Origin of the sequence: Ramlibacter algicola (genome assembly GCF_016641735.1) — a bacterium.
GTDB lineage: Bacteria > Pseudomonadota > Gammaproteobacteria > Burkholderiales > Burkholderiaceae_C > Ramlibacter > Ramlibacter algicola.
In genome coordinates, this window is record NZ_JAEDAO010000001.1 from 3,574,745 (window position 1) to 3,600,283 (window position 25,539).

At 70.2% G+C, this 25,539-nt stretch carries 26 protein-coding genes; 6 read left to right on the forward strand and 20 right to left on the reverse strand.

Features of this window, described 5'->3' with window-relative positions; all coding sequences use genetic code 11:
• Positions 1 to 55 precede the first annotated feature (55 nt).
• From I8E28_RS17550 to I8E28_RS17570, 5 genes are all read left to right on the forward strand, one after another.
• A complete protein-coding gene (locus I8E28_RS17550) occupies positions 56 to 352 on the forward strand; it encodes a hypothetical protein (protein WP_200789472.1) in 297 nt (98 codons plus the stop codon).
• Between the two features lie 17 nt (positions 353 to 369).
• Positions 370 to 747 carry a phage holin family protein gene (locus I8E28_RS17555; protein ID WP_207794026.1) on the forward strand — a complete coding sequence of 126 codons (378 nt, stop codon included), beginning with the start codon at positions 370 to 372 and terminating at the stop codon, positions 745 to 747.
• Positions 744 to 1,199: a hypothetical protein gene (locus I8E28_RS17560; RefSeq protein ID WP_200789475.1), complete on the forward strand. Its 456-nt coding sequence runs from the start codon at positions 744 to 746 to the stop codon at positions 1,197 to 1,199. The genes I8E28_RS17555 and I8E28_RS17560 overlap by 4 nt, the downstream gene beginning before the upstream one ends.
• Positions 1,200 to 1,284: 85 nt before the next feature.
• Positions 1,285 to 1,602 carry a BON domain-containing protein gene (locus tag I8E28_RS17565; RefSeq protein WP_200789478.1) on the forward strand — a complete coding sequence of 106 codons (318 nt, stop codon included), beginning with the start codon at positions 1,285 to 1,287 and terminating at the stop codon, positions 1,600 to 1,602.
• Between the two features lie 61 nt (positions 1,603 to 1,663).
• Positions 1,664 to 2,803, forward strand: coding sequence for a zinc-binding metallopeptidase family protein (locus I8E28_RS17570; protein WP_200789481.1), 1,140 nt, complete (start codon positions 1,664 to 1,666; stop codon positions 2,801 to 2,803).
• Between the two features lie 22 nt (positions 2,804 to 2,825).
• Here I8E28_RS17570 and I8E28_RS17575 read toward each other — a convergent pair whose 3' ends face one another.
• Positions 2,826 to 3,248 carry a BON domain-containing protein gene (locus tag I8E28_RS17575; RefSeq protein WP_200789484.1) on the reverse strand — a complete coding sequence of 141 codons (423 nt, stop codon included), beginning with the start codon at positions 3,246 to 3,248 and terminating at the stop codon, positions 2,826 to 2,828.
• 110 nt (positions 3,249 to 3,358) lie between these two features.
• On the reverse strand, positions 3,359 to 5,827 hold the full coding sequence (locus tag I8E28_RS17580) for a ligase-associated DNA damage response DEXH box helicase (RefSeq protein ID WP_239027264.1): 2,469 nt from the start codon (positions 5,825 to 5,827) through the stop codon (positions 3,359 to 3,361).
• Positions 5,828 to 6,148: 321 nt separating this feature from the next.
• On the opposite strand from I8E28_RS17580, the gene I8E28_RS17585 reads away from it, so the two are divergent.
• Entirely contained in the window at positions 6,149 to 7,816 is a 1,668-nt protein-coding gene (locus I8E28_RS17585) for a SulP family inorganic anion transporter (protein WP_200789490.1), read from the forward strand.
• Here I8E28_RS17585 and I8E28_RS17590 read toward each other — a convergent pair.
• From I8E28_RS17590 to I8E28_RS17675, 18 genes are all read right to left on the reverse strand, one after another.
• Positions 7,791 to 8,186, reverse strand: a complete 396-nt coding sequence (locus I8E28_RS17590) for a GtrA family protein (protein WP_200789493.1) — start codon at positions 8,184 to 8,186, stop codon at positions 7,791 to 7,793. The genes I8E28_RS17585 and I8E28_RS17590 overlap by 26 nt on opposite strands.
• Entirely contained in the window at positions 8,186 to 9,649 is a 1,464-nt protein-coding gene (locus I8E28_RS17595; RefSeq protein WP_200789496.1) for a hypothetical protein, read from the reverse strand. The genes I8E28_RS17590 and I8E28_RS17595 overlap by 1 nt, the downstream gene beginning before the upstream one ends.
• A 3-nt stretch (positions 9,650 to 9,652) precedes the next feature.
• On the reverse strand, positions 9,653 to 10,711 hold the full coding sequence (locus I8E28_RS17600; protein ID WP_200789499.1) for a glycosyltransferase family 2 protein: 1,059 nt from the start codon (positions 10,709 to 10,711) through the stop codon (positions 9,653 to 9,655).
• 395 nt (positions 10,712 to 11,106) lie between these two features.
• Positions 11,107 to 11,928, reverse strand: coding sequence for a DUF429 domain-containing protein (locus tag I8E28_RS17605; RefSeq protein ID WP_200789502.1), 822 nt, complete (start codon positions 11,926 to 11,928; stop codon positions 11,107 to 11,109).
• Positions 11,925 to 12,353, reverse strand: a complete 429-nt coding sequence (locus I8E28_RS17610) for an acyl-CoA thioesterase (protein WP_200789505.1) — start codon at positions 12,351 to 12,353, stop codon at positions 11,925 to 11,927. Before I8E28_RS17610 ends, I8E28_RS17605 begins: the two co-directional genes overlap by 4 nt.
• A 17-nt stretch (positions 12,354 to 12,370) precedes the next feature.
• The gene (locus tag I8E28_RS17615) at positions 12,371 to 12,793 is read right to left on the reverse strand and encodes a BLUF domain-containing protein (protein ID WP_200789507.1); all 423 of its coding nucleotides are present in this window, start codon (positions 12,791 to 12,793) and stop codon (positions 12,371 to 12,373) included.
• A 2-nt stretch (positions 12,794 to 12,795) separates the two neighbouring features.
• Positions 12,796 to 13,527 carry a GTP cyclohydrolase I gene (gene folE / locus I8E28_RS17620; protein ID WP_200789509.1) on the reverse strand — a complete coding sequence of 244 codons (732 nt, stop codon included), beginning with the start codon at positions 13,525 to 13,527 and terminating at the stop codon, positions 12,796 to 12,798.
• Between the two features lie 78 nt (positions 13,528 to 13,605).
• Complete coding sequence (locus tag I8E28_RS17625) at positions 13,606 to 15,351, reverse strand: ATP-dependent DNA ligase (RefSeq protein WP_200789511.1); 1,746 nt, start codon at positions 15,349 to 15,351, stop codon at positions 13,606 to 13,608.
• On the reverse strand, positions 15,348 to 16,379 hold the full coding sequence (locus I8E28_RS17630; RefSeq protein ID WP_200790441.1) for a ligase-associated DNA damage response exonuclease: 1,032 nt from the start codon (positions 16,377 to 16,379) through the stop codon (positions 15,348 to 15,350). Before I8E28_RS17630 ends, I8E28_RS17625 begins: the two co-directional genes overlap by 4 nt.
• The gene (gene clsB, locus I8E28_RS17635; RefSeq protein ID WP_200789513.1) at positions 16,373 to 17,602 is read right to left on the reverse strand and encodes a cardiolipin synthase ClsB; all 1,230 of its coding nucleotides are present in this window, start codon (positions 17,600 to 17,602) and stop codon (positions 16,373 to 16,375) included. The genes I8E28_RS17630 and clsB overlap by 7 nt, the downstream gene beginning before the upstream one ends.
• 3 nt (positions 17,603 to 17,605) lie before the next feature.
• The gene (locus I8E28_RS17640) at positions 17,606 to 18,334 is read right to left on the reverse strand and encodes an endonuclease/exonuclease/phosphatase family protein (RefSeq protein ID WP_200789515.1); all 729 of its coding nucleotides are present in this window, start codon (positions 18,332 to 18,334) and stop codon (positions 17,606 to 17,608) included.
• Positions 18,331 to 18,792 carry a dihydroneopterin triphosphate diphosphatase gene (nudB, locus tag I8E28_RS17645; RefSeq protein ID WP_200789517.1) on the reverse strand — a complete coding sequence of 154 codons (462 nt, stop codon included), beginning with the start codon at positions 18,790 to 18,792 and terminating at the stop codon, positions 18,331 to 18,333. Before nudB ends, I8E28_RS17640 begins: the two co-directional genes overlap by 4 nt.
• Positions 18,793 to 18,952: 160 nt before the next feature.
• Positions 18,953 to 20,758, reverse strand: a complete 1,806-nt coding sequence (aspS, locus tag I8E28_RS17650; RefSeq protein ID WP_200789519.1) for an aspartate--tRNA ligase — start codon at positions 20,756 to 20,758, stop codon at positions 18,953 to 18,955.
• A 46-nt stretch (positions 20,759 to 20,804) separates the two neighbouring features.
• Positions 20,805 to 21,434: a DUF502 domain-containing protein gene (locus tag I8E28_RS17655; protein ID WP_200789521.1), complete on the reverse strand. Its 630-nt coding sequence runs from the start codon at positions 21,432 to 21,434 to the stop codon at positions 20,805 to 20,807.
• 19 nt (positions 21,435 to 21,453) lie between these two features.
• Positions 21,454 to 21,801, reverse strand: coding sequence for an FmdB family zinc ribbon protein (locus tag I8E28_RS17660; protein WP_200789523.1), 348 nt, complete (start codon positions 21,799 to 21,801; stop codon positions 21,454 to 21,456).
• 88 nt (positions 21,802 to 21,889) lie between these two features.
• Complete coding sequence (locus tag I8E28_RS17665) at positions 21,890 to 23,341, reverse strand: sodium:solute symporter family transporter (RefSeq protein WP_200790442.1); 1,452 nt, start codon at positions 23,339 to 23,341, stop codon at positions 21,890 to 21,892.
• A gap of 52 nt (positions 23,342 to 23,393) precedes the next feature.
• Entirely contained in the window at positions 23,394 to 24,959 is a 1,566-nt protein-coding gene (gene ubiB, locus I8E28_RS17670) for a ubiquinone biosynthesis regulatory protein kinase UbiB (RefSeq protein WP_200789525.1), read from the reverse strand.
• Positions 24,956 to 25,522 carry a hypothetical protein gene (locus tag I8E28_RS17675; protein ID WP_200789526.1) on the reverse strand — a complete coding sequence of 189 codons (567 nt, stop codon included), beginning with the start codon at positions 25,520 to 25,522 and terminating at the stop codon, positions 24,956 to 24,958. Before I8E28_RS17675 ends, ubiB begins: the two co-directional genes overlap by 4 nt.
• Positions 25,523 to 25,539: the final 17 nt, after the last annotated feature.

The window sequence follows — 25,539 nt, forward strand, 5'->3', positions numbered from 1 at the left end:
GACGCTGCGGCCGCGGCGCCGGCCACGCACGCAACCCGAGGAAGGATCACAGACCATGGCCATCATCAGCAGGACCCGCGCGCAGGATTCGGCGAGCTCCATCACCGACAGCGCGCTCGACAAGATGCGCGACGTGCGCAGCAGCATGCAGGACATCGCCAGCCGCAGCATGGACGTCATGGGCGACACCGCCGGTGCCGCCCAGCAGCGCCTGGGGCGCTATGCCGGCGCGACCACGCGCTACGTCTCGGAGGAGCCGATCAAGGCCGCACTGATCGCTGCCGCGGTCGGCGCCGTCGTCGCAGCGGCCGTGCTCCTCATGCGCAGCCGCCGCGACCGCTACTACTACTGATCGCGAGGGATCGTCCCATGAGCATCGTCCACCCGATCTTTTCGGTGCTTGTCAGCAAGCCCGATCTGGTCATGGAGCATGTGGCCGGCTACGCCGCCCTCGTGAAGGAGGAAGCCACCACGGCCGGGGCGGACGTGACGCGGCGCGCGGCGGCGTGGGCCGCCTGCGCGATGTGCGCGCTCGTGTTCCTGCTGTTCACCGGCATCGCCGTGATGCTGGGGGCGGTCGCGGGATTCCACTGGACCCTGGTCGTCGTGCCGCTGGTGCCGCTGGTGGGGGCGGGCATCGCCTTCGCGATGGCGCGCAAGCGCACGCCCGGGCAGGCCTTCGCGGAACTGCGGGCGCAGCTCGAAGCGGACGCGCAGGCCCTGCGCACGCTGGGAGGCCGCCCGTGAGCGAGGGGAGCGATCGCCTGGACCGTTCCCGCCTGGCCATCCTGGAGCACATGCACCGCAAGGAACGGCGGCGCGAAGTCCAGGAGCAGCAGGTCGAGGCGGCCAAGGCCGGCGAGGGTCCGCGCGCCCGCGAGAGCGGTGGGCGCCACCAGGCCGGCTGGTTGGACAAGGGGCGCGACGTCGTCGAGGCCTGGTGGCGCTACCACCCGGCGCACGTCGCATTGGACATCGCGCGGCCGGCGCTCGCGTCGTACGCGCGCCGCAAGCCGTTGCAGTACCTCGGGCTGTCGGCGTTGGCGGGTGCAGGCCTGTTCATGCTGCGCCCCTGGAAGCTCATCTCGGTGACCGGCGTGCTGGTCGCCCTGGTGAAATCGCCGCAGGTGGCGGGGCTGGTCATGTCGGCGATGTCGTCGTCGCAGAACCCGGCCGACGATCCGCCCGTGAGCGAATGAGGGAGAGCCCCGGGCGGTTGGTGCGGCCGGGCGTGGGCTTCAAGGGAATCCGCACTTCTGTCACATGGATCGCAAGGAGAAGATGATGAACAAGTACGCTCGCGCCCTGGCCATCGCGGCCCTCGCCGGCGCCACGCTGGCCGGCACCGGTTGCGCGGTGGTGCGCGGCCAGGAAACCGCCGGCGCCTACGTCGACGACACCTCCATCACGACTGCCGTCAAGGCCAAGTTCGTGGAGGACAAGACCGTCGACGCCGCGGCGATCAAGGTCGAGACGCTCAAGGGCACCGTGCAGCTCTCGGGCTTCGCCAAGTCGAATGCCGAGAAGGCGCAGGCCGAGTACCTGGCCCGCAACACCAAGGGCGTGCGTTCGGTCAAGAACGACATCGCCGTCCGCCCCTGAGTCCCACCGGCCCCCTTCCCTCGCCCGGCGGCAGCGCCGCCGGGCGCGGCCCACTTCCCCGATGAAAACCTTCCGCTGCGACCACTGCGGCCATCCGCTCTTCTTCGAGAACGTGCGATGCCTGCAATGCGGCAGCGACCTCGCGTTCCTGCCCGACCGCCTCGCGCTGTGCGCGATCGAGCCCGCCGGCCAGGACGGCAGCTGGCAGCGCCGCACCGCGCGTGGCCGCCAGGGCGACGCGCCGCGCTACCGCCTCTGCCGCAACAACGTCGAGCACCAGGCCTGCAACTTCGCCGTCATGGCGGACGACCCGAACGGCTACTGCGCCTCGTGCCGCGAGACCCGGGTCCTGCCGGACCTGTCGGTGGCAGGGAACGTGGATCGCTGGTTCCAGATCGAGATGGCCAAGCGCCGCCTCTGGTACACGCTCGCCCGGCTGGGCCTGGTCGAACGAACGCCGCCCAACGGCCAGAGCGACGGGCCGGTATTCGAATTCCTCGCCGACACGCCGGGCAACCCGGTGATGACCGGCCACGCCCATGGCGTGATCACGCTGAACGTCATCGAGGCCGACGACGCCGAGCGCGTGAAGCGCCGCGTCGAACTGCACGAACCCTATCGCACGCTGATCGGCCACCTGCGCCACGAGTCCGGCCACTTCTACTGGGACCGCCTGATCGACGAGGAAGGCCGCGTCGACGAGTTCCGCCGCATCTTCGGCGACGAATCGATCGACTACGGCCAGGCGCTGCAGAACCACTACGCGTCCGGCGGCCAGCCGGCGGGCTGGCAGGACCGTTTCGTCAGCGCGTACGCGACCTCGCACCCGTGGGAGGACTGGGCCGAGACCTGGGCCCACTACCTGCACATGGTGGACCTGCTGGAGACGGCCGCTTCGTACAACACGCGCGTCGAGGTGCCCGGTGCGGGCAGCGACGAGGTCGACGACCCGTTCGAGACGCCCGAGCCCGACTTCGACAAGCTGGTCGAGCACTGGGTCCCGGTCACGCTGCTGGTCAACAGCCTGAACCGCAGTCTCGGCCAGGGCGATGCGTACCCGTTCGCGCTGTCGGTGCCGGCGCTGGAGAAGCTGCGCTTCGTGCACGACGTGATCCACGCACCGCGCGGGCGGGCGCCAAAGGCCGACGACGACGGCCAGGCGATGCAGGACCGCGAGCCCGCCGTCGCGCCGTCGACCTGACGCCAGGAGCCTGGGCGGGCCCCTAGCTGCTTGCCAGCGTCAGCTGGTTGTTCACCGACTTCACGTCCTTGACGTTGTGCGCGATCTCGGACGCGCGCGCCTTGGCGGCGGCGGTCGGCACCGCGCCGCTGAGCGTCACCACGCCGCCCTGCGTGTCGACGTCGATGCGCAGCGGGTTGAGTTCCCTGTCCGCCTTCAACCCTGCCATCACCAGGCTGGTGATCTTGCCGTCGTCGGTCTTGTCGCCGAGGGCCGGCTTCGGCGCGGCGGGCGCGCCCATCACACGGTCGTCCGCCGGTGCGGTGGACGCGGACGCGGCCTTGTCCGCCGGCACGGCGCGCGTGGAGGCGCCGGCATTGCGCGCATCGGCGGTCTGTTCGCTGCGCTGGCCGCAGGCGGCCAGCAGCGCCGCCGTCGCGACGGCGAGGACGAGGGTGCTCTTCATGGGATTCCTTTCAGCTCGCGCGGGCGCGCACGCCCGCATGGAACCACTCTAGGCAGCGCGGCCGGCAGCCGCCCGCGGCGAGGGCCGCAAGCGGGTGTAGGAACGCTCGCCTAGCCCTGCCGCGGGGCATCGCGCTCCATGTCGCGCAGGATGCGGTCGAGCCGCGTCGACAGTTGCTCGGTGGTCAGCTGCTCGCGGAAGCGCTCGACCATCAGCGGCAGGCTCATGGGGCTGGGATGCCGCAACTCGGCCAGCACCAGCTCGCGCGCGCCGATGCGCTCGAGCGTCGCGCGCAGGCGCGACAGTTCCAGTTCCTGGCTGAGCACTTCCTGCTCGGCCTGCGACAGCAGCAGGTTGCCGCTGTCGTACTTGCGAAAGACCTCGTAGAACAGCCCGCTGGACGCCTGCAACTGGCGCAGGCTCTTGGGCTGGCCGGGATAGCCGCTGAACACGAGGCCGGCGACGCGCGCGATCTCGCGGAAGCGGCGCTGCGCGAGTTCGGTCGAGTTGAGCGACGCGAGCACGTCGTGCAGCAGGTCCCCGACCGCGAACACGCTGCGGTCGAGCACCGGGCCGAGGTCGAACGGCTCCGCGCTCACCAGTTCGAAGCCGTAGTCGTTGACGGACAGGCTGAAGGTGTTCGGCCGTTCGCGCGCCAGGCGCCACGCGAGCAGGCTCGCCAGGCCCAGGTGCACGTGGCGGCCCGCGAACGGGTGAACGTACAGGTGCTGCCCCTCGCGCGAGCGGTAGGTTTCCAGCAGCACCATGCCGGGTGTCGGGATGCGCGACAGCCGCGCCTGCGTCTCCAGCATCGGCCGCGCGGCGCGCAGTTCGGGATGCGGGTACTCGCCGCGCGATGCCGTCAGCATCATCTCCAGCACCGCATCGCCCAGCTCGGTCGTGAGCGCCATCTTGCTGCCCTGCCAGGTCGGCACCGTGCCCTTCTTGCCGGTTGCCTTGCGCACGTACGCCGCCATCTCCTGCACGCGGACGAATTCCAGCAGCCGGCCCGCGAAGTAGAAGTGGTCGCCCTTGCGCAGCCGCGCGATGAAGCCCTCCTCGATCGTGCCCAGCGAGCCGCCGCTCAACCACTTCACCTGCATCGAGGCGTCGCTGACGATCGTGCCGACGGACAGGCGATGGCGGCGCGCGATGCCGCGGTCCGGCACGTGCCAGCGGCCGTGCTCGTCCTGCGCGATGCGGTGGTATTCCGGGTAGGCCGACAGGCTCTCGCCGCCACGTTCGCAGAACACCAGCGCCCAGTCGAATTCGGCCCGCGTGAGCGCGCGGTACGACCAGGCGCTGCGCACCTCCTCGTACAGCTCGCCGGCGTCGAAACCGCCCCCCAGTGCGATCGTCACCAGGTGCTGCACCAGCACGTCGAGCGGCTTCGCTGGCGCTTCCCGCCGTTCGACGCGGCCTTCCAGCGCTGCGACACGTGCTGCGGCTGCCTCGACGATCTCCAGCGTGTTGGTGGGGACCAGCGTGAGCCGGCTGGCCCGCCCCGGCGCGTGGCCGCTGCGCCCGGCGCGTTGCAGGATGCGGGCGACGCCCTTGGCGGACCCAATCTGCAGCACGCGCTCCACCGGCAGGAAGTCGACACCGAGATCCAGCGACGACGTCGCGACCACCGCCTTCAGCGTGCCCTCCTTCAAGCCGAGCTCGACCCACTCGCGCGTGCCGCGGTCCAGCGATCCGTGGTGCAGCGCGATCTGCCCTGCCCACTCGGGCCGCGCCTCCAGCAGCAGCTGGTACCAGATCTCCGCCTGCGAGCGCACGTTGGTGAACACCAGCGTCGTCGAGGCCTTCTCGATCTCCTCCACCACCGGCACCTGCATGCCCTTGCCCAGGTGGCCGGCCCAGGTGTACTTGCCGGGATCGGGCGGGATCAGCGTGTCGATCAGCAACTGCTTGTCGATGCGGCCGCGCACCAGCGCCGGCGCGGGCTGCGCATCCACGCCACACAGGACCGCCATCGCTTCCTCGAGGTTGCCCAAGGTCGCACTCAGTCCCCAGGAGACCAGCGCCGGGTTCAGGCGCCGCATCCGCGCCAGCGCCAGCTGCACCTGCACGCCGCGCTTGCTCCCCAGCAGTTCGTGCCATTCGTCGACCACCACGCCGTCGACGCCGGCCAGTTGCTCCACCGCGGACTCGCGCGTGAGCATGAGGCTGAGCGACTCGGGGGTCGTGACCAGCACGGTGGGCAGGCGACGGTCTTGCCGTGCACGCTCGGCGCTGTCGGTGTCGCCGGTGCGCTGGCCGATCGTCCAGGTCGGCGCGAGGTCCGCCAGGGGCTCACGCAACGCGCGCGTCGTGTCGGCGGCCAGCGCGCGCATCGGCGTCAGCCACAGAAGCCGCAGCGGCTCGGCGCCGCGGCCCGGCTGTCGCTGCGCGAGCAGGCGCTGCAGCAAGCCGAGCCAGACCGCGTAGGTCTTGCCCGAGCCGGTGGTCGCGTGCAGCAGGCCACTGCGGCCGCCGGCGATCGCGGCCCAGACTTCCTGCTGGAACTGGAACGGCGCCCAGCCCCGCCCGGCCATCCAGCGCGCGGCGGTTTCCTGCGAGGGCTCGGTGCGGTCCATGCCGGCCGGCATTGTCGCCGCCGGGCTGGGAGCCTGCGCGGCAGAAAGACGGGTCCGCGTTGGGCCGAGAAGGGGCCAGAGGCTAGGCGCGGGCGCGGGTCCAGCCTGGCCGGCTGGACCCGTGGCCGCAACGACGCATCTGGCCCCTTATCGGCCCAACCCTTCGGGCCGTGACCAGAAACGCGTCATGCGTCGTTACAGCCTCCTTCTGTACATCGAGTACAGCGCGTCGGACCGCGCCTAGCCTGACGCGTTTCTGGTCGCGGCGCGGGCCCGTCTTTCTGCCGCGCAGGCTCCTAGCGTCGCGTAAGCTCGGCGCCCATGGTTTCACTTTCGCGCTGGCTGCCGTTCCTGCGCTGGCCCCGTCCCGATGCCGCCCTGCTCCGCGGCGAAGTCATTGCGGCGATGACCGTCGCCGTCGTCATGATCCCGCAGTCGGTCGCGTACGCGCAGCTGGCCGGCATGCCCCTCGTCACCGGCCTGTACGCCACCTTCCTGCCGATGCTGGCCGCGGTGCTGTTCTCGGCTTCGACCCGGTTGTCCGTCGGCCCCTCCGCGCTGTCGAGCGTGCTGGTCGGCGCGTCGATGATCGGCATGGCCGAGCCGGGCAGCGCGCAGTGGATCGCGCTGGCGGTCTGGTTGGCGCTGCTGGCCGGCGCCGCGCAACTGGCGGTCGGCCTCACCCGCTCTGCCTGGACGCTGAACCTCGTGAGCTCGCCGGTGCTGGCGGGCTTCAGCCAGGCGGCGGCGGTGCTGATCATCGCGTCGCAATTGCCGCACCTGCTCGGGTTGCAAGGACCCTTGTCCAGCCTGCTGCACCAGCCCCGCTTCGAGATGGAAGGGCTGGCGTACGGTGTCGCGTGCGTGGTGCTGTTCGACCTGGGCAAGCGGTTCTGGCCGCGCGGCCCGACGGTGCTGATCGTGCTCGCAGCGACGGCGGTGATCTCCTTCCTCACCGGCTACGCGAGCCGCGGCAGCGTCGTCGGCGCGCTGCCGGCCGGCCTGCCCTCGTTCTACTGGCCCGCACTGCCGGACTGGGACCAGCTGCGCACGCTGGTGCCGCCGGCCCTCGTGATCGCGCTGGTGAGCTCGATGGAGATGGCCGCGAGCGCCAAGATCGAAAGCCAGCACGACGGCAAGCGCTGGGACGCCAACCAGGACCTCGTCGGCCAGGGCGTGGGCAAGGTGGTGTCCGCCTTCTCCGGCAGCTTCCCCACCAGCACCTCGTTCTCGCGTTCCGCCATCACCCTGTACTCGGGCGCCAAGACGGGCTGGGCGACGGTCGCCGCGAGCCTGATCGTGCTGCTGGTGCTGGTGGCGCTGACGCCGGCGCTGTACCACGTGCCGAGCGCCGCGCTGTCCGCGGTGGTGGTGTCGGCGGTCATGGGGCTGCTCAAGCCGCGCGTGTTCAAGGTGCTGTGGGGCGTCGACCGCGTGGAGGCGGTCACGGCGGCCATTACCGCCGTCGTCACTATCCTGTCCGCGCCGCGCATCTACTGGGGCGTGCTTGCGGGCGTGCTGCTCGGGCTGGCGCACTTCCTGTACCTGCGCCTGCATCCTCGCATCGTCGAAGTGGGCCTGCATCCCGACGGCAGCCTGCGCGACCGGCACCTGTGGAAGCTGGCGCCGATCGCGCCGCAGACCTACGCGCTGCGCATGGACGCCGAACTCGATTTCGCTTCGGCCAGCGCGCTGGAGACGGCGGTCGTCGAACACCTGGCCGCCCAGCCGGACACGAAGCACGTGTGCCTCTTCGCGCAGCCGATCAACCGCGTCGATGCGACGGGCGTCGAGGTGTTCCGCGCGCTGCGCAAGCTGCTGGAGTCGCGCGGCGTCATGCTGCACCTGATCGGCGTCAAGTTGCCCGTCGAGCGCGTGCTGGAACGCGCTGGCGAACTGCAGGAAGGGCCGCTGCTGCGGCTCTATCGCACCGACGCCGAGGCGCTGCTCGCCTTCGGGCGCTTCATGCGCGCGGACGAGCCGGCCTGAAGGCGAAGTGCTTGCTGCCCAGGTAGTTGAACACCAGGGCGGCGACCGAAGCGATCGCGAACGGCACGATGGGCCGCGCGGCCATCGCCACGGACCCGAGCACCATGGCGGTGTAGATGCCGAAGTTGACGCTCGTGCCCACCAGGCTCACGGCGACGTAGCGCACCAGGCTCGCGAGCGCCGATCCCTCGTCGCGGCCGGCGAAGGTGAAGCGGCGATTGAGCCACCACGTGGCGACCACCGCCGCGGGGAACGACACGAGGCGGGCCGCGATCGGACCCCACCCGGCCCACACCAGCGCCTGCAGCAGGCCGCCGTCGACGGCGAAGCCGACGGTGCCCACGAGCGCGAATCGCAGCAGCGGCGTCATCACACGAACACCCGCCAGTCGAGCAGGCGAGCCGCGATGCCGATGGCCACGACGCCCGCCACGATCGCAGCGCTGGTCACGAGGCCCCGGGGACGCGAGCGCATCGCCGCGAGGTGCGGGAAGGCGACGATGGTGGCCACGAGCGCGGCCAGCAGCGACCAGTAGTGGTAGCGCATGTCGGTGGCCACGCCGATCAGCAGGTACGCCCCCGAGTAGCCCAGGGCCGACACCGCCAGCACGCGCGCGAGTTGCACGGAAGGCACGGCCTGTTCACGCCGCAGCAGCACCAGCAGGCAGGCGGACCAGGTGAGCCAGGTGACGGGCCACACGAACGGGTTCTTGCGCAGCAGGTCCATGTGCACGTCGCGCTCGCTCACCACTTCCAGCGGCGGATGCGCGGGATCGCCGGTGCGGTACTCGGGCGTCAGCCGGATGTGCTTGAGCGGCACCGCGAACAGCAGCGCGGAGTTGAAGTGCTTCAGGCGGTGTTCGGCATACGCGATCGGGTGCGCGGCGATCGTCTTCGCCCATTGCGCCTCGAGGCCTTCGGGCAGCGTCTGCATGTCGGGGTTCGGGCGATGCACGCGGTCCGCGCAGCGTCCCCAGCTGCTCAGGCTGTCCCACCAGTACGGGCTGTAGCAGGACCGCAGGTCGGCCGCGGCGATGGTCGCCCGCGGCTCCAGCACCGACGGGTCGTTCGTGTGGACGGCGATCCCCATCAGGTCGTAGAGGAACAGCGATTGCGTCGCATGCTGCGGCGTCGGGTGGAACAGCACCTTGTTCAGCACCATGCTCGCGGGAAGCGCGAGCACCGCGACCACCACGGCGGAGACCATGAGGCGGCCGCTGCGCATCCACGAAGCGGGTGCGAACGCCAGCAGCAGCAGCGGGCCCAAGCCGAAGATCGCGTTGGTGCGGACCATCGTGCCGTAGAACAGCAGCAGCGTGATGGCGATGCGCGCGGGCCAGGGCACCGGGCGCGCCTGGCTGCGGTAGAAGAACAGGGCTCCGGTCGCAGCCAGCCAGGCCACGGCCATGCCGACGTCCTTGACCACCTGCGCATTGACGTAGAGAAAGGGCGGAAAGGCGCCGGCCAGCACCATCGCGACCGCGAGCACCGGGTGATCAGCGCGGCGCAGCGATTCGGCCAGCAGGCCGAAGCCGGCCCAGTACAGCGCCAGGTGCAGCAGCAGCAGCGGCGCCGGACCTTCACCGAAGGGCAGCAGCCAGGACCACAGCCACGCCATGATCGGCGGGTGCCAGTCGCCGTACTGGCCGGTCGTCGCCTGGCGCAGCTGCAGCACCGAGTCGTTGTTCATCACGCCCGGGTAGTGCAGCGCCAGGTTCGCCATGAACAGCGCGAAGGCGAGCGTGGGAATCCACAGGCCGGCCACCGCGGACAGCCTCGGCGCCGCGATGCGCGGGAAGGACCAGTCGAACAGGACGCCGGACTTCGGCTGCATGCGTCAGCCCGCCTCGGACATCGCGATCGGCAACCCGGGCAGCGTGCGGTCCGGGTCCATGTCCATCTGCGCGGGCGCGGAGACGACGCGCAGGCGGGTGCCGGCACGGCGGCCGACGTTCTCGGGCCAGGCCGGCGCGGGGATGTCGAGGTACGCGAGCCGCTTGAGTTCGCGGCGCGAATGCGTGACGGTGTCCAGGATCAGGCCGCACATCATCGACAGGAACGCCACCAGCATGATGCCCACCGACAGCACGGCGGTCGGCAGCCGCGGCACGAGGCCCGTGCGCATGAACTCCAGCACGATGGGCGCGGCGAGCCCCACCGACAGCAGCGACAGCGCGAGGAAGGTGCAGCTGAAGAACGCCAGCGGGCGCTCTTCCTTCACCAGCAGCGCGATCATGCGCAGGATGCGCAGGCCGTCCCGGATGGTGTTGAGCTTCGACGTGGAGCCCTCGGGACGGTCCTTGTAGCGCGTGGGCACTTCGGCGGTCTTCATGCGCAGTTCCAGCGCATGCACCGTGAGCTCGGTCTCGATCTCGAAGCCCGACGACGTGGCGGGGAACGACTTGACGAAGCGCCGCGAGAACACGCGGTAGCCCGACAGCATGTCGCCGAACTGCTTGCCGAAGATCTGCTGCACGATGCCCGTGAGCAGGCGGTTGCCGAAGCGATGGCCGAAGCGGTACGCCTCCTTGATCTGCGTGACGCGCGCGCCGTTGACCATGTCCAGCTGGCCATCGAGCAGCGTGCGCACCAGCGCGGGCGCGGCCGACGCGTCGTACGTGTCGTCGCCGTCGACCAGCACGTAGACGTCGGCCTCGACGTCGCTGAACATGCGCCGCATCACGTTCCCCTTGCCGGGGAACGGCTCCTGGCCGACGATCGCGCCGGCCGCGGCCGCCACTTCGGCGGTGCGGTCGGTCGACGCGTTGTCGTAGACGTAGACGCGGGCACCGGGCAGCGCCCGGCGAAAGTCGCGCACCACCTGCCCGATGGCGACTTCCTCGTTGTAGCAGGGGATCAGGACCGCGATGTCGACGTGATCCAGCTCGTTGGTCATGGCTTGCTCCTCGCGCATGGGCCCCGGCGTGGGACTCGAACGGCGCATGCAGAAGATGCTAGGAGCGCGTGCGGTCGGGCAGGAGACTGGTGGCTCCTTGGAGCCATGGCCCGCTGGTGCTGGGAGCCTGCGCGGCAGAGAGACGGGCCCGCGCCGCGACCAGAAACGCGTCAGGCTAGGCGCGGCCGACGCGCTGTACTCGACGTACAGAAGGAGGTCCGTAACGACGCATGGCGCGTTTCTGGTCACGGCCCGAAGGGTTGGGCCGATAAGGGGCCATATGCGTCGTTGCAGCCACGGGTCCAGCCACCCAGGCTGGACCCGCGCCCGCGCCTAGCCTCTGGCCCCTTCTCGGCCCAACGCGAGCCCGTCTCTCTGCCGCGCAGGCTCCTAGGTCAGGCGCTGACGATCCAGCCTTCGAGCGGGTCCAGCGCTTCAGGCAGGCCCCAGCGCGGGGGGCCTTCGCGCGCAGCCCAGCCGGCCTGCACCAGGCACAGCACCGCGTCGAGCGCGTCGCCGCTCGCGTCCTCGGCCAGCGCGTCGCGCTGCGCATGGCTGAGCTTGAGGCGCAGGCCCAGCCGGGACGTGCCGGCCTCGAGCGCCGTGACGATGTCCTTGCGCGCGATCAGCCGCTCGGGCGTGTGCTTGGCGCGGTCGTCGTTCTTGTAGCTGCGACGGCCGATGAGCTCGCGGGCGAGCAGGCCCGGGTACGCCTCGAGCGCCACGCGTGAGGGATCCCCTGCATGCAGGCCCGGAATGTCGACGCCTGCCTCCAGCACCAGCGGCAATGCGGCGTGCAGCATCCACGCCACCGGCGGGTTGACCCACTTCATCGATGGGCTGGAGCCGGCCAGCCGGTCGAACGCGCGGTGTGCGAACTTCTGCCCCGCCGGTCGCGCGTCGCAGAACGCGGCGAAGCGCGCACGGATCTCGTCGCGCGGCATCGCGCAGTAGTGGCGGATGCAGGCCAGCCAGTCGGTGGGCCAGCCGAGCTCCTCGACCAGCTCGCGCGGCAGGCCGAACGGGAAGTCGAAGCCACCGATCCACGGGCCGGGCGCAGCGAGCCAGTCACCGAACTGCTGCAGCGTCGGCAGCCGCTCGAGGCGATCGAGCACGACACGGTCCTGCACCAGCCGGCCGAAGGCCAGCACGATCGACTTGCGCTTCGAAGGGGCGCTCGAGAAGTCGCAGCCGACGAGCGCCGTGTCCCCGCTCACGGGGCCGGGGCGCCGAGCGCCGTGCGCACCTCGTCGGGGATGCGCACGCCGCGCAATGCGCTGCCCGGGCCGGACTCGTACTGGCACCACACGCGCGACTCGCTGCCGCGCGCGAGCAGGCGCTCCTCGCCGGGCAGCACCACTTCGTGGCTCACGGTGAACGAGCTGCGGCCCCAGCGCGAGACGTGCGAGCGCACCTCGCATTCGTCGCCGAAGGTGGGCGAGCTGAGGAACTCGCATTGCGAGTCGACCAGCGGCAGCGTGAATTGCTCGGCCCGCATGCGCGCCGCCGGAAAGCCGGCCTGCGCGACGAGCGCCCAGGTGGCCGCATCCATCCAGCGGTAATACGTGGGGTAGTAGATGATGCCGGCGGGGTCGCAGTCACCCCATGCCAGCGTGCGGTGCAAGCGGCCCGTGGTCGCCATGGCGGAAGCGTGCGGGCTCAGGCCCGGCCGCAGATCGACGCGGAGGCCATCAGGTCCTCCAGCAGCGCGAGCGACACCTTGCCGGAGACGGCGTACGGGTCGAGTTCGGCCTTCTCGGAGTACTTCAGCAGGATCGAGTGGTTGACCTTGCCCAGGTTCACCTGCCCCATCGACCAGCCGCCGAAGCGGCGCTCGAAGATCTCCTCGTAGTGCAGCAGCGCGACGTCCTTGTGCCGCGCATCCTTCTGGATGTGGCCGAACAGGTCCGACACCTGCATGCGCCCGCCCTCGATGGCCTGCAGGAACACGCCGCCGCCGTAGCAGAGGATCCCCGTGATGCCGGTCGCCGGGTTGTGCTGCCGCGACTGCGACAGGATCGACTCGACGGCGGCGGGGCTGCTGTCGACGGCGCGGCTGCAGTAGAGGAGGCGCACCAGCATGGTCAGTATCCGTTCCTCTTCGGGATCAGCGCGAGGAATTCGCGGCGCAGCGCGGGGTCCTTCAGGAACACGCCGCGCATGACCGAGTTGATCATCTTGCTGTCCATGTCCTTCACACCGCGCCAGGCCATGCAATAGTGGCTCGCTTCCATCACGAGCGCCAGGCCATCGGGCTGCGTCTTTTCCATGATGAGGTCGGCCAGCTGCACCACGGCCTCTTCCTGGATCTGCGGGCGGCCCATCACCCAGTCGGCCAGCCGCGCGTACTTGGACAGGCCGATCACGTTGGTGTGCTCGTTGGGCATGACGCCGATCCACAGCTTGCCGATGACGGGGCAGAAATGGTGGCTGCACGCCGACCGCACCGTGATCGGGCCGACGATCATCAGCTCGTTCAGGTGCTCGGCGTTGGGGAACTCTGTGATGCTGGGACCACGCGAATAGCGGCCCTTGAACACCTCGTTGACGTACATCTTCGCGACGCGGCGCGCGGTGTTGGCCGTGTTGTGGTCGCTGGCCGTGTCGATCACCATGCTGTCGAGCACGCCCTGCATCTTCTGCTCGACCTCGTCCAGCAAGGCCTCCATCTCGCCCGGCTCGATGTAGTCGGCGATGTTGTCGTTGGCGTGGAAGCGCTGGCGGGCGGCCAGCAGCCGCTCGCGGATCTTGACCGACACGGGCGTGCCTTCATCGGCCGCGGGCGCCAGCGGGGTCGGGTCGGCTTTCATGAGCATGGGAGATCGTAGCAAATGGGGGTGGAACCGGGATGGACGCCGCGGGAATGGCCCGCGTTCCCGACGGTGGACGGGAAGCTAGCGCTCGCCCAGCAGCTGTTCCAGCTCCGCCAGCGTGTCCGCCTCGTGCAGCGGCTTGTCGTGCCGGATGCGCAGCATGCGTGGGAACCGCACGGCAATGCCGCTGCGGTGGCGCGAACTGCGGTTGATGCCCTCGAACCCGAGCTCGAACACCAGCGAGGGCCTGACGCTGCGCACGGGCCCGAACTTCTCGATCGTCGTCCGCCGGATCAAGGCATCGACCTGCCGGAATTCCTCGTCGGTCAGGCCCGAGTACGCCTTGGCGAACGGCACCAGCTGCAGCGCCCCGGGCACGGGCGGCTCCTTGCCGGCGATCGCTTCGAGCACCGCGTCGGCCTCGGCCTTGCTCCCGGGGCGCCGGTTCCACACCGCGAACGTGTAGTCCGTGTAGACCGACGCGCGACGCCCGTGGCCGGCTTGCGCATAGATCAACACGCAGTCGACCGACATCGGGTCGATCTTCCACTTCCACCACAGGCCGTCGGCCTTGGTGCGGCCGGTGCCATACGCCGCATCGAGCCGCTTGAGCATGAAGCCTTCGACCCCGAGCTCGCGCGATCGCTCGCGGCGCCTGGCGAGGTCCAGCCAGGAGCTCGCCGTCTCGACCGGCGACAGCTGGATGCGTGACTCCGCGAGCAGCGCTTCCAGCCGCTCGCGGCGTTCGCGCTGCGTGACCGCCCGCAGGTCGCGGCCTTCCAGCTCCAGCAGGTCGTAGGCGAGGAAGGTGACGGGCGCGTCGGCGAGGATCTTCCTGCCCAGCGTCTTGCGCCCGATGCGCTGCTGCAGCAGCGCGAACGGGGCCGGACGGCCGCGCAGCGCGGGATGCAAAGGGTGCGTCTCCTCGCCCTCCCCGGGCTCGCACCAGACGAGGATCTCGCCGTCCAGCACGGTGCCGTCCGGTAGCGGCTGCGCGAGCGCCACGATCTCGGGGAAGCGCTCGGTCACCAGTTCCTCGCCGCGCGACCACACCCACACGCGGCCGCCGCGCTTGACGACCTGGCCGCGGATGCCGTCGAACTTCCACTCGACCTGCCAGTCCGCGATCGGGCCGAGCCGCGGCGCGAAGGCTTCCGCCGTGCCATCCAGTTGGTGCGCGAGGAAGAATGGATAGGGCTGGCCCTCGTCGACGCGCTCCGCCTCCGCGCCCTCCTCCACCTGCACCACCAGCGCCGCATAGCGCTCCGCCGACGGCATCACCTTGCCGTCGGTGTAGCCCATCATCCGCTGCGCGATGCGCTTGGCGTCGATGCCGGTGTGCGCCGCCAGCGCGCGCTGCACCAGCAGCTTGCTCACGCCGACGCGGAAGCCGCCGCCCACCAGCTTCGTCAGCAGGAAGCGGCCCTGGTCGTCGAGCTCGCGCCACCAGGCGCGCACGCGCTCCGCGATCTCCTCGGGCGGCAGGCCGCGCAGCGGCAGCAGGCGGTCTTCGACCCAGCTCGCAAGCCCCACGTTGCTGGTCTCCGAAGCGCGCGGCAGCACGTGCGCGATGGTCTCGGCAAGGTCGCCCACGGCCTGGTAGCACTCGTCGAACAGCCAGGGCTCGATGCCGGCCTCCTCGCAGGCGAGCTGCGCGAGGATGCCCATGTTCATCACCTGCCGCGGCTTGCCGCCGGCGAGGAAATAGACGGCCCAGGCCGCATCCGCGGGACTGGCGGCGGCGAAGTATCGCTGCAGCGCATCCACCTTCGCATTGGTCGAAGTCGTCGCGTCCAGCTCGGTGAAGAGTTGCGAGAACTGCTTCATGCCGCGGGCTCGGGGGCGGCGTCGGCTTCCACGACGTCGTCGCCGTACTCCGTGTCGAAGCCCTCGGCTTCCAGGCCTTGCTCCTGCAGGTAGCGCACCATCACCGGGATGCTGCCGTGCGTGACGATCACGCGCTGCGCGCCGGTGGCACCGATCGCGGACAGCAGCCCGGGCCAGTCGGCGTGGTCGCTCACGACGAAGCCGCGGTCGTAGCCGCCGCGGCGTCGCGCGCCGCGCAACTGCATCCAGCCGCTCGCGAAAGCGGTGCTCGAGTCGCCGAAGCGGCGCAACCAGGTGCTCGCCACGGCGCTGGGCGGGCACACCACCAGCGCGCGCCGCAGGTCGGCGCGATCGGGCACCTCGGTGACCATGCGGGTTTCGGGCAACGCGACGCCGGCCGCGCGATACGCCTCGTTGAGCGGCCGCACCGCGCCGTGCACGACGATCGGCCCGATGGTCGGGTCGACACCGGCGAGAACGCGTTGCGCCTTGCCGAAGCTGTAGCAGCCGATCACGCTGGCGCGGCCCGCCTCCACGTTGCGCGCCCACCAGGCATTGATCTCCGCGAACAGGTCGGCATCGGGCCGCCAGCGGTAGATCGGCAGCCCGAACGTGGATTCGGTGATGAACACGTCGCAGCGCACCGGCTCGAACGGGTCGCACGTCGGGTCGGGCGCCACCTTGTAGTCGCCGCTGGCCACCCACACGCGGCCGCGGTGTTCGAGGCGCACCTGCGCCGACCCGAGCACGTGGCCGGCGGGATGCAGCGACACGCGCACGCCGTGGTGCTCCAGCGCCTCGCCGTAGGGCAGCGTCTGCAGCGTGATCTCGCCGAGCCGCGAACGCAGCACGCCTTCGGCCGGCGCGGCGGCGAGGTAGTGGCCGTGGCCGTAGCGCGCGTGGTCGGCGTGCGCGTGCGTGATGACGGCGCGCGGCACGGGCCGCCAGGGATCGATGTAGAAGTCGCCCGGCGGGCAGTACAGGCCCTCGGGCCGCTGCACGACGAGGTCGTCCGGCGCGCTCACCAGTAGGTCCTCTTGCCGTGCACGACGAGCGCCAGCCGCATGAGCGCCAGCGCGACGCCTTCTCGCAGGCGCTCGTGCCAGGGCCGCTGCGCATACAGCGCCGCGTCCATGGCGCCGCCCTCCTGCGCCACGGCGAGCAGCAGGCGCTCGCGCAGGCGCTGGGCGAAGTCCTCGTCCTCGATGACGACGTTGGCCTCGCGCGCCAGAAGCAGGCTCAGCGGGTCGATGTTCGACGATCCGACCGTGGCCCAGCGCCCGTCGACCACGGCGACCTTCGCGTGCAGGAAGCTGGGCGAGTACTCGTGGATGGCGACGCCGGCGCGCAGCAGTGCGCCGTACACCGGGCGTGCCGCGTAGTACTGCAGGAAGTATTCGTAGCGGCCCTGCAGCAGCAGCACGACGCGCACGCCCCGGCTCGCCGCCTCGACCAGGGCTCGCCGCATGCGGTGGCCCGGCGCGAAGTACGCGTTCGCGATGACGACCTCTTCGCGCGCGCGGCCGATCGCGCGCAGGTAGGCGCGCTCGATGCTCGCTCGGTGGCGCAGGTTGTCGCGCAGCGCGAGCGCCGCGCGGGCGCGCTTGGTGATGTCGGGCGGGCCGACGCGCGCGGTGCGACGGCGTCCCGGCCGCGCGACCTGCTCGCGCAAGGCGGTGATCGCGTCGCGGAGGCCGCCGCGGCGCAAGTCCTGGAACGCGCGCATGCGGGACCACAGCTGCTGCATGGCGAGCCGCGCGTCCGCCACCAGTGGGCCGGTGACGCGCACCGCGAAATCGAGCCGCGGCGCCTCGAGCGCGCCGTGGTTGGGATCGTGCAGGTCGTCCAGCACGTTGATGCCGCCGCAGAACGCGACCTCGCCGTCGATCTGCACCAGCTTGCGGTGCAGGCGGCGCCAGCCACGCAGGCGCAGCAGGCCGAAGCGGCCGGGCGGCGCGAACACGCGCCACTGCACGCCGGCGGCAACCAGCCGATCGCGCCAGTCGTCCGGCACCGGGTCGCTGCCGAAGCCGTCGACCACGACACGCACGTCGAGGCCGCGGCGCGCCGCGCGCTCGAGGGCCTCGGCGACCTGCGCGCTGCTGCCGGTGAAGTCGAAGATGTAGGTTTCGAGCCAGGCCTCGCGCCGGGCGGCGTCGATCGCCGCCACCAGCGCCGGGAAGTACTCGCCGCTGCCCTCCAGCAGCGCAAGGCCGTGCCCGGTTCGCAGCGGAGGGATCGGGTTCGCCATCGGCTACAGCCGGAACGAGGCCACCAGGGGCAGGTGGTCGGACATCTGGCCCCACACGCGACCGCGCGGGATCTCGATGCCCAGCGGCTTGAGCCCGCGGGCATAGACGAAGTCCAGCTGCGCGAGCGGCAGGCGCGAGGGATAGGTCGCGGCCTTCGGCTGCACATGGTCCAGGAAGCCGAGCGCCTTCAATTGGGGACGCAGCTTCGCGCCCCAGTCGTTCAGGTCGCCGCCGATCAGCACCGGCGCCGTGCGCGGCACCTCGCGCTCGATGTAGCGGCCCAGCTGTTCCACCTGCCGCACGCGGCTGGCGGCGATGAGGCCCAGGTGGAGCACGATCACGTGCACGTCGCGCCGGCCGACGCGCACCTGCACGTGCAACAGGCCGCGCTGTTCGAAGCGGTGGTCGGACATGTCCTCGTGGCCCTGCGACACCACGGGCCAGCGCGACAGCAGCGCGTTGCCGTGCTCGCCGTGCCGCGTGGTCGCGTTGGTCTGGTACACGGCGAAGTAGCCCTCGGGGCAGAGGAATTCGGCCTGCGGCAGCTCGGGCCAGCGGGTGAAGTAGCGTTCCTCGCGGCGGTGCAGCTTGCGCACTTCCTGCAGCAGCACGACGTCGGCATCGAGCTGCTCGACGGCGTGCCCGATGTTGTGGATCTCCAGCCGCCGCGCCGGCCCGATCCCCTGCACGCCCTTGTGGATGTTGTACGTGGCGACACGCAGCACGGTCATCGCGCGAATTGTGGCAAAAGCAGGATCGCTTCGGCGTTGCTCGGCGAGAAGCACGCGTCCGCCGCCTCGCGCCAGGGCAGCCACCGGAACGCCGTGTGCTCGCGTGGATCGAGCGTCACTTCGGTGCCCGCAGGCACGCACAGGCCGAACACGTGCTCGGTGTTGCGCGTCACGCCCGGCGCGTAGCGGTGCAGCCAGCGCGGGTAGATGTCGTAGACGTTCTCGATGGTCCAGTCGGCGAGTCCCGCGTGCAACGGCGTGCCGGGACGGCAGTCGATCCCCGTCTCCTCGCGCACTTCGCGGACCGCGGTGGCTTCCAATGGCTCATCCGCGCTGTCCTTGGCGCCCGTGACCGATTGCCAGTAGCCGGGTGCATCCGTGCGATTGATGAGCAGGACCTCGAGCGCAGGCGTGTGGATCACGACCAGGACGGACTCGGGGATCTTGAAGGGCTGCACGAGGGGAGCGTACCCCGATGCGCCGCTGCGCGGCTGGCCGGACTCCGCAACGCAGAAGTCGCAAAAGGCGCGCAGAAGACGCAGAAAAATCCTTCAAAGGACTTTTCCGTGACTTCCGTGCTTCTTCTGCGACTTCTGCGTCTGGAGGTTGGTGTTGGCCTTATTGAGCCGGCGTGGGATTGCGCAGGCGGATGTGCAGTTCGCGCAGCTGCTTTTCGTCGACCGGGCCGGGCGCTTGCGTGAGCAGGTCCTGCGCGCGCTGGGTCTTGGGGAAGGCGATGACGTCGCGCAGGCTTTCGGCGCCCGTCATCAGCATCACGAAGCGGTCCAGGCCGATCGCGATGCCGCCGTGCGGGGGCGCGCCGTACTGCAGCGCGTCCAGCAGGAAGCCGAACTTGGCCTGGGCTTCCTCGGCGCCGATCTTCAGCGCGCGGAACACCTTGCTCTGCACGTCCTCGCGGTGGATACGCACCGACCCGCCACCGAGCTCGATGCCGTTGAGCACCGCGTCGTAGGCCTTGGCCAGGCAGCGGCCGGGGTCGGTCTCGAGCCAGTCCTCGTGGCCGTCCTTCGGGCTGGTGAACGGGTGGTGGACCGCGTTCCAGCGCTGGGCGTCGTCGTCGAACTCGAACATCGGGAAGTCGACCACCCACAGCGGCCGCCATTCGCCTTCGATGAGGCCGTGCGTCCTGCCGAAGTCGCTGTGGCCGACCTTCACGCGCAGCGCGCCGATGGCGTCGTTGACCACCTTGGCCTTGTCGGCGCCGAAGAAGACCAGATCCCCGTCCTGGGCGCCGGTGCGCTGCAGGATCTCGGCGATGGCGCGGTCGTGCAGGTTCTTCACGATCGGCGACTGCAGGCCGTCGCGCCCCTTGGCCACTTCGTTGACCTTGACCCAGGCCAGGCCCTTGGCGCCGTAGATCTTCACGAACTCGGTGTAGCCGTCGATCTCGCCACGGCTCATCTCGCCGCCCTTCGGCACGCGCAGGCCCACCACGCGGCCATCCTCCGCGTTCGCGGGACCGGAGAACACCTTGAAGTCGACGTCCTTCATGACGTCGGTCAGCTCCGTGAACTCCAGCTTCACGCGCAGGTCGGGCTTGTCCGAGCCGTACAGGCGCATCGCGTCGGCGTGCTGCATGACCGGGAACGCGCCGATGTCGATGCCCAGCACGTTCTGGAACGTGCTGCGGATCATCCCCTCGAACATCGTGCGGATCTCCTCCTCCTTCATGAAGGAGGTCTCGACGTCGATCTGGGTGAACTCGGGCTGGCGGTCGGCGCGCAGGTCCTCGTCGCGGAAGCACTTGGTGATCTGGTAGTAGCGGTCGTAGCCGGCCACCATCAGCAGCTGCTTGAACAGCTGCGGCGACTGCGGCAGCGCGAAGAACATGCCGTCGTGCACGCGGCTGGGCACCAGGTAGTCGCGCGCGCCTTCCGGGGTCGACTTGGTCAGCATCGGCGTCTCGATGTCGATGAAGCCGTTGGCGTCGAGGAACTTGCGCACCTCCATCGTCACCTTGTAGCGCAGCATCAGGTTCTTCTGCATGTACGGCCGGCGCAGGTCCAGCACGCGGTGCATCAGGCGCGTCGTCTCCGACAGGTTCTCGTCGTCCAGCTGGAACGGCGGCGTCACCGACGGGTTCAGCACCACCAGCTCGTGGCACAGCACCTCGATCTTGCCGCTGCGCAGGCTGTCGTTGGTGGTGCCTGCCGGGCGTGCGCGCACCAGGCCCTTGACCTGGACGCAGAACTCGTTGCGCAGGCCTTCGGCGGCCTTGAACATCTCCGGCCGGTCGGGGTCGCACACGACCTGGACGTACCCCTCGCGGTCGCGCAGGTCCACGAAGATCACGCCGCCGTGGTCGCGCCGGCGGTTCACCCAGCCGCAGAGCGTGACGGTCTGGCCCAGCAGCGACTCGTCGACGAGACCGCAGTAGGTGGTGCGCATGAGTTGGGAAGACATGGGAGGACCTCGGGGGGAAAACGGCGCGCCGCGGGAAGCGGCGCGCTCAGCGATTGGGGTTGGCGGCCAGGGCGGGTGCGTTCGGCACCACGACGCCCATGGAGATGACGTAGCGCAGCGCCTCGTCGACGCTCATCTTCAGCTCGACGCAGTCGTCGCGACGCAGCATGACGAAGTAGCCGCCGGTGGGGTTGGGCGTGGTCGGCACGTAGACGCTGACGAAGTCACCGGCGCCCAGGTGGCTGGCCACGTCACCACCGGGCGAGCCGGTGACGAACGCGATGGTCCAGACGCCGGGGCGCGGCCACTGCACGAGCACGGCGGTGCGGAACGCATTGCCGCCCGGCGAGAACAGCGTGTCCGAGACCTGCTTGACGCTGGAGTAGATGGAGCGCACCACCGGGATGCGGTGCAGGACGGCGTCGCCCCACTCCACCACCTTGCGGCCGATGAAGTTGCTGGTGACGGCGCCGACCAGCAGCAGGATGGCCAGCGCCAGCAGCACGCCCAGGCCGGGGATGCGGAACCCGAGCAGGTGCTCGGGCTGCCAGGACCCCGGCAGGATCAGCAGCGTCTGGTCGAGGGTGCCGACGATCCACTGCAGCACCCACAGCGTGATCGCCAGCGGTGCGATGACGAGCAGGCCGGCAAACAGCCAACGGCGGAGTGCGGCCATGCGGTGTCGTCGCTTCCGGTCAGTGGCAGGCGCAGGCGCCGCCGCAACCGCCGGCCGATGCCGACGGCGTGTCCGACTTGGACGTGCTGGCGCCGCCCTCGGCCGGCTTGGAATCGCCGGAGGTGGATTCGGCGGGCTTGCTGTCCGACTTGGCGTCCGCCTTGGTGGACGACGTCGACGACGCGTTGTTGCGGAAGTCGGTGACGTACCAGCCGGAGCCCTTGAGCTGGAAGCCGGGGGCCGTGAGTTGCTTGCCGAACGATTCCGCCCCGCACGCGGGGCAGGTGGTCAGGGGCGCGTCCGAGATCTTCTGCAGGACATCCTTGGCATGGCCGCAGGAGCCGCATTTGTAGGCGTAAATGGGCATGGCGAGGACTGGAAAAGGATGGGATGCAAAGCCTTCAATTATAGGCGGCGCGCCCCACTCCAACCCCGGCGACCCGGGCTGGGCCGGCTCAGGCCACCATGCTGTGCGCCCGCGGCTCCTTGCGGTTGCGCAGCCGCTGCGGTGCCAGCGAGCCTGCCACCATGCCCACGATGGCCGCCAGCAGCCCGGCGAGCTGCCCCGGGAACAGCTGGCTGAGGGGCTCGTTGATCTGCGGGAAGAACAGCACCCAGGTGCCCACGCCCAGCACGATCGACGTGACCGCGCCCTGGGTGCTGGAGCGGCTCCAGTAGAGGCCGAAGACGAGCGGCACGAACGCGCCGACGAGGGTCACCTGGTAGGCGGCCGAGACCAGGTCGTAGATCGGCGTGCCCTTCATCGCGATGGCGTAGGCCAGCACGATGGCGGTGAAGGCGACGATGGTCACGCGCATGGCCAGCAGCTGCTGGCGGTCCGACATGTGCGGCCGCAGGTTCTTCAGGATGTTCTCGACGAAGCTGGTCGAGGGCGCGAGCAGCGTCGCGGACGACGTGCTCTTGATGGCCGACAGCAGCGCGCCGAAGAACAGGATCTGCATCACCAGCGGCATCTTGGTCAGCACGAAGGTGGGCAGCAGGCGCTGGTAGTCGTTCTTGGCCAGCTCCATCGCCTGGTCGCCCATCACGACCACGGCGCTGGCGACGACGAACATCGGGACGAAGGCGAACAGGATGTAGCTGAAGCCGCCGATCATGGCGCCGTTGCGCGCCGTGCGTTCGTCCCGCGCGGACATCACGCGCTGGAACACGTCCTGCTGCGGGATGCTGCCCAGCATCATGGTCAGGCCGGCGCCGATGAACATCGCGATGTCGGTGAACGTCGGCGGCGGCAGGAACGTGAAGAGCTCCCTGGACTTCGCCATCGACATCACGACGTCCGCCCCGCCGGCCAGGTCGCTGGCGAAGAACGCGATGATGGACAGGCCCACCACCAGCACGATCATCTGGATGAAGTCGGTCCAGGCGATGGCCAGGAAGCCGCCGATCACCACGTAGACCAGCACCGCCAGCGTGCCGACGATCATGCCGGTCGTCTCGGACATCGCCCCGTTGGTGAGGACCGAGAACACCAGCCCGAGCGCCGTGATCTGCGCCGCCACCCAGCCCAGGTAGCTGAGGATGATGGCGACCGAGCAGAAGACCTCGATGCCGCGGCCGTAGCGCGCGCGGTAGAAGTCGCCGATCGTCAGCAGGTTCTGCCGGTACAGCTTGGTGGCGAAGAACGCGCCGACCAGGATCAGGCAGGTGCCCGCGCCGAACGGGTCCTCCACGATGGCGTTCAGGCCGCCCTGCACGAACTTGGCCGGGATGCCCATCACCGTCTCGGCGCCGAACCAGGTCGCGAAGGTCGTGGTGATCACCATCGCCAGCGGCAGGCTGCGGCCGGCGACCGCGAAGTCGGACGTGTTCTTGATGCGCGTGCCGGCCCACGCGCCGATGGCGAGCGTGCCGACGAGATAGAGGACGACGAAGGTGATGAGGATCGTGTTCACCGGGGCACCATGGATGGGCTGCGCGATGATACCGGCGCCCGCCTCAGGTCCACTGCCACCAGTGCGCGACGTGCGCCGCGGCGAGGCCCAGCGCAAAACCGGTCCCCAGGACGAGGATGGTGCGCAACAGCCGGTTGGTGCGACGCTGCTCGGCCAGCATCAGCAGCAGGTCCTCGCGGCCGTCCCGCCGGTCGCGCCGCAGGTAGTCGTGCACCAGCCGCGGCAGGTCGGGCAGCAGCTTGGCGTAGCGTGGCGCCTGGTCGCGCAGTTCGTCCAGGAGCCGCTGCGGTCCGACCTGTTCCAGCATCCAGCGTTCCAGGAAGGGCTTGGCCGTGGCCCACAGGTCTAGCTCCGGGTCGAGCTCGCGGCCCAGGCCCTCGATGTTCAGCAGCGTCTTCTGCAGCAGCACCAGCTGCGGCTGGATCTCGACCTGGAAGCGGCGCGAGGTCTGGAACAGGCGCATCAGCACCATGCCCAGCGAGATCTCCCGCAGCGGCCGGTCGAAGTACGGCTCGCAGACGGCGCGGACCGCGGATTCCAGTTCGTCGACCCGCGTGCCGGGCGGCACCCAGCCCGACTCGATGTGCAGCTCGGCGACGCGCTTGTAGTCGCGGCGGAAGAACGCGGTGAAGTTCTGCGCCAGGTAGTCCTTGTCGAACTCCGTCAGCGTTCCGATGATCCCGAAGTCCAGCGAGATGTAGCGGCCGAAGGTGCCCGGGTCGACGCTGACCTGGATGTTGCCCGGGTGCATGTCGGCGTGGAAGAAGCCGTCGCGGAACACCTGGGTGAAGAAGATCGTGACGCCGTCGCGCGCGAGCTGCGGCAGGTCGACGCCCGCTTCGCGCAGGCGTTCGAGCTGGCTGATGGGCACGCCGTGCATGCGCTCCATCACGATCACCTCGGGATGGCACCAGTCCCAGAACATCTCGGGGATCAGCACCAGGTCCAGCCCCGCCATGTTCCGGCGCAGCTGCGCGGCGTTGGCGGCTTCGCGCTGCAGGTCCAGCTCGTCGTGCAGGTACTTGTCGAACTCGGCGACCACCTCGCGCGGCTTCAGGCGCTTGGCGTCGGCGGACAGCGACTCCATCCAGCCGGCCATCATGCGCATCAGCGCCAGGTCCTTCTCGATGACCGGCAGCATGCCGGGCCGCAGCACCTTCACCGCGACCTCGCGGGTGTGGCCCTGGCGGTCCTTCAGCGTCGCGAAGTGCACCTGCGCGATCGACGCGCTGGCGACCGGCTCGCGCTCGAAGCTGGCGAAGATCGTGTCGACCGGGCGGCGGAACGCGCGCTCGATGGTCTCGATGGCGATGGCCGGGTCGAACGGCGGCACCCGGTCCTGCAGCCGGGCGAGTTCGTCGGCGATGTCCGCCGGCAGCAGGTCGCGCCGCGTCGAGAGCACCTGGCCGAACTTGACGAAGATGGGGCCGAGCAGTTCCAGCGCCTCGCGCAGTCGCTGGCCGCGTGGCGCGCGCAGGTCGCGGCCGAACGCGAGCACCCGCGCGATGCGCGAGACCCAGGGCCGCTGGAAGCTGTTGAGGACGAGCTCGTCGAGCCCGAAGCGCAGGACGATCCAGAGGATGAACGCGCTGCGCAGGATCCGCGTCATGCCGGTCCCGCGCCGGCGGGCGGCGCCGCGGTGGCGCCGGGAGGGGGCGCGCCAGGCACGAAGCGGCGCAGCGCATTGGCCATGCCGCGCGCGGCCTGCGCGGCGGCATGGGCCGGCGCGTCGCCGACCATGCGGGCGAGGTCTTCCTCGAGGTCCCAGCGCACGTGGTCGACCAGCCAGTTCACCTCGGCGGCGAACTGCACGTCACCGGCGATCTGCACCGGCGGCTTCTCGCCGCGCAGCGCGGCCTGGGCCAGGGCGAAGGGCGACGCCTCGGTGACGGTGAGGGTAAGGTCCGGCGCGGCCGCGGGGCTGGCCAGGTCCAGCAGGCCCGCCGGCGTGGCGAGCAAGCGGATGTGGAACTGGCGCCAGCGCGCCTCGACGATGCGGCCCTGCTGGCGGCGCAGCCGGTCCATCGCCTGCGGCTCCTGCATCAGCACGTGGTTGAGGAGCAGCACCAGCCGGTGCTGGGCCTCGTGAACGGCCCATGCGGGCGGGGCGAGGTGCTTGTCGACCGCGTCGAACAGGCCTTCGAGGAACGAGAGCGGCGGGGTCGTCGGCATGGGCCGCCATTATGGCG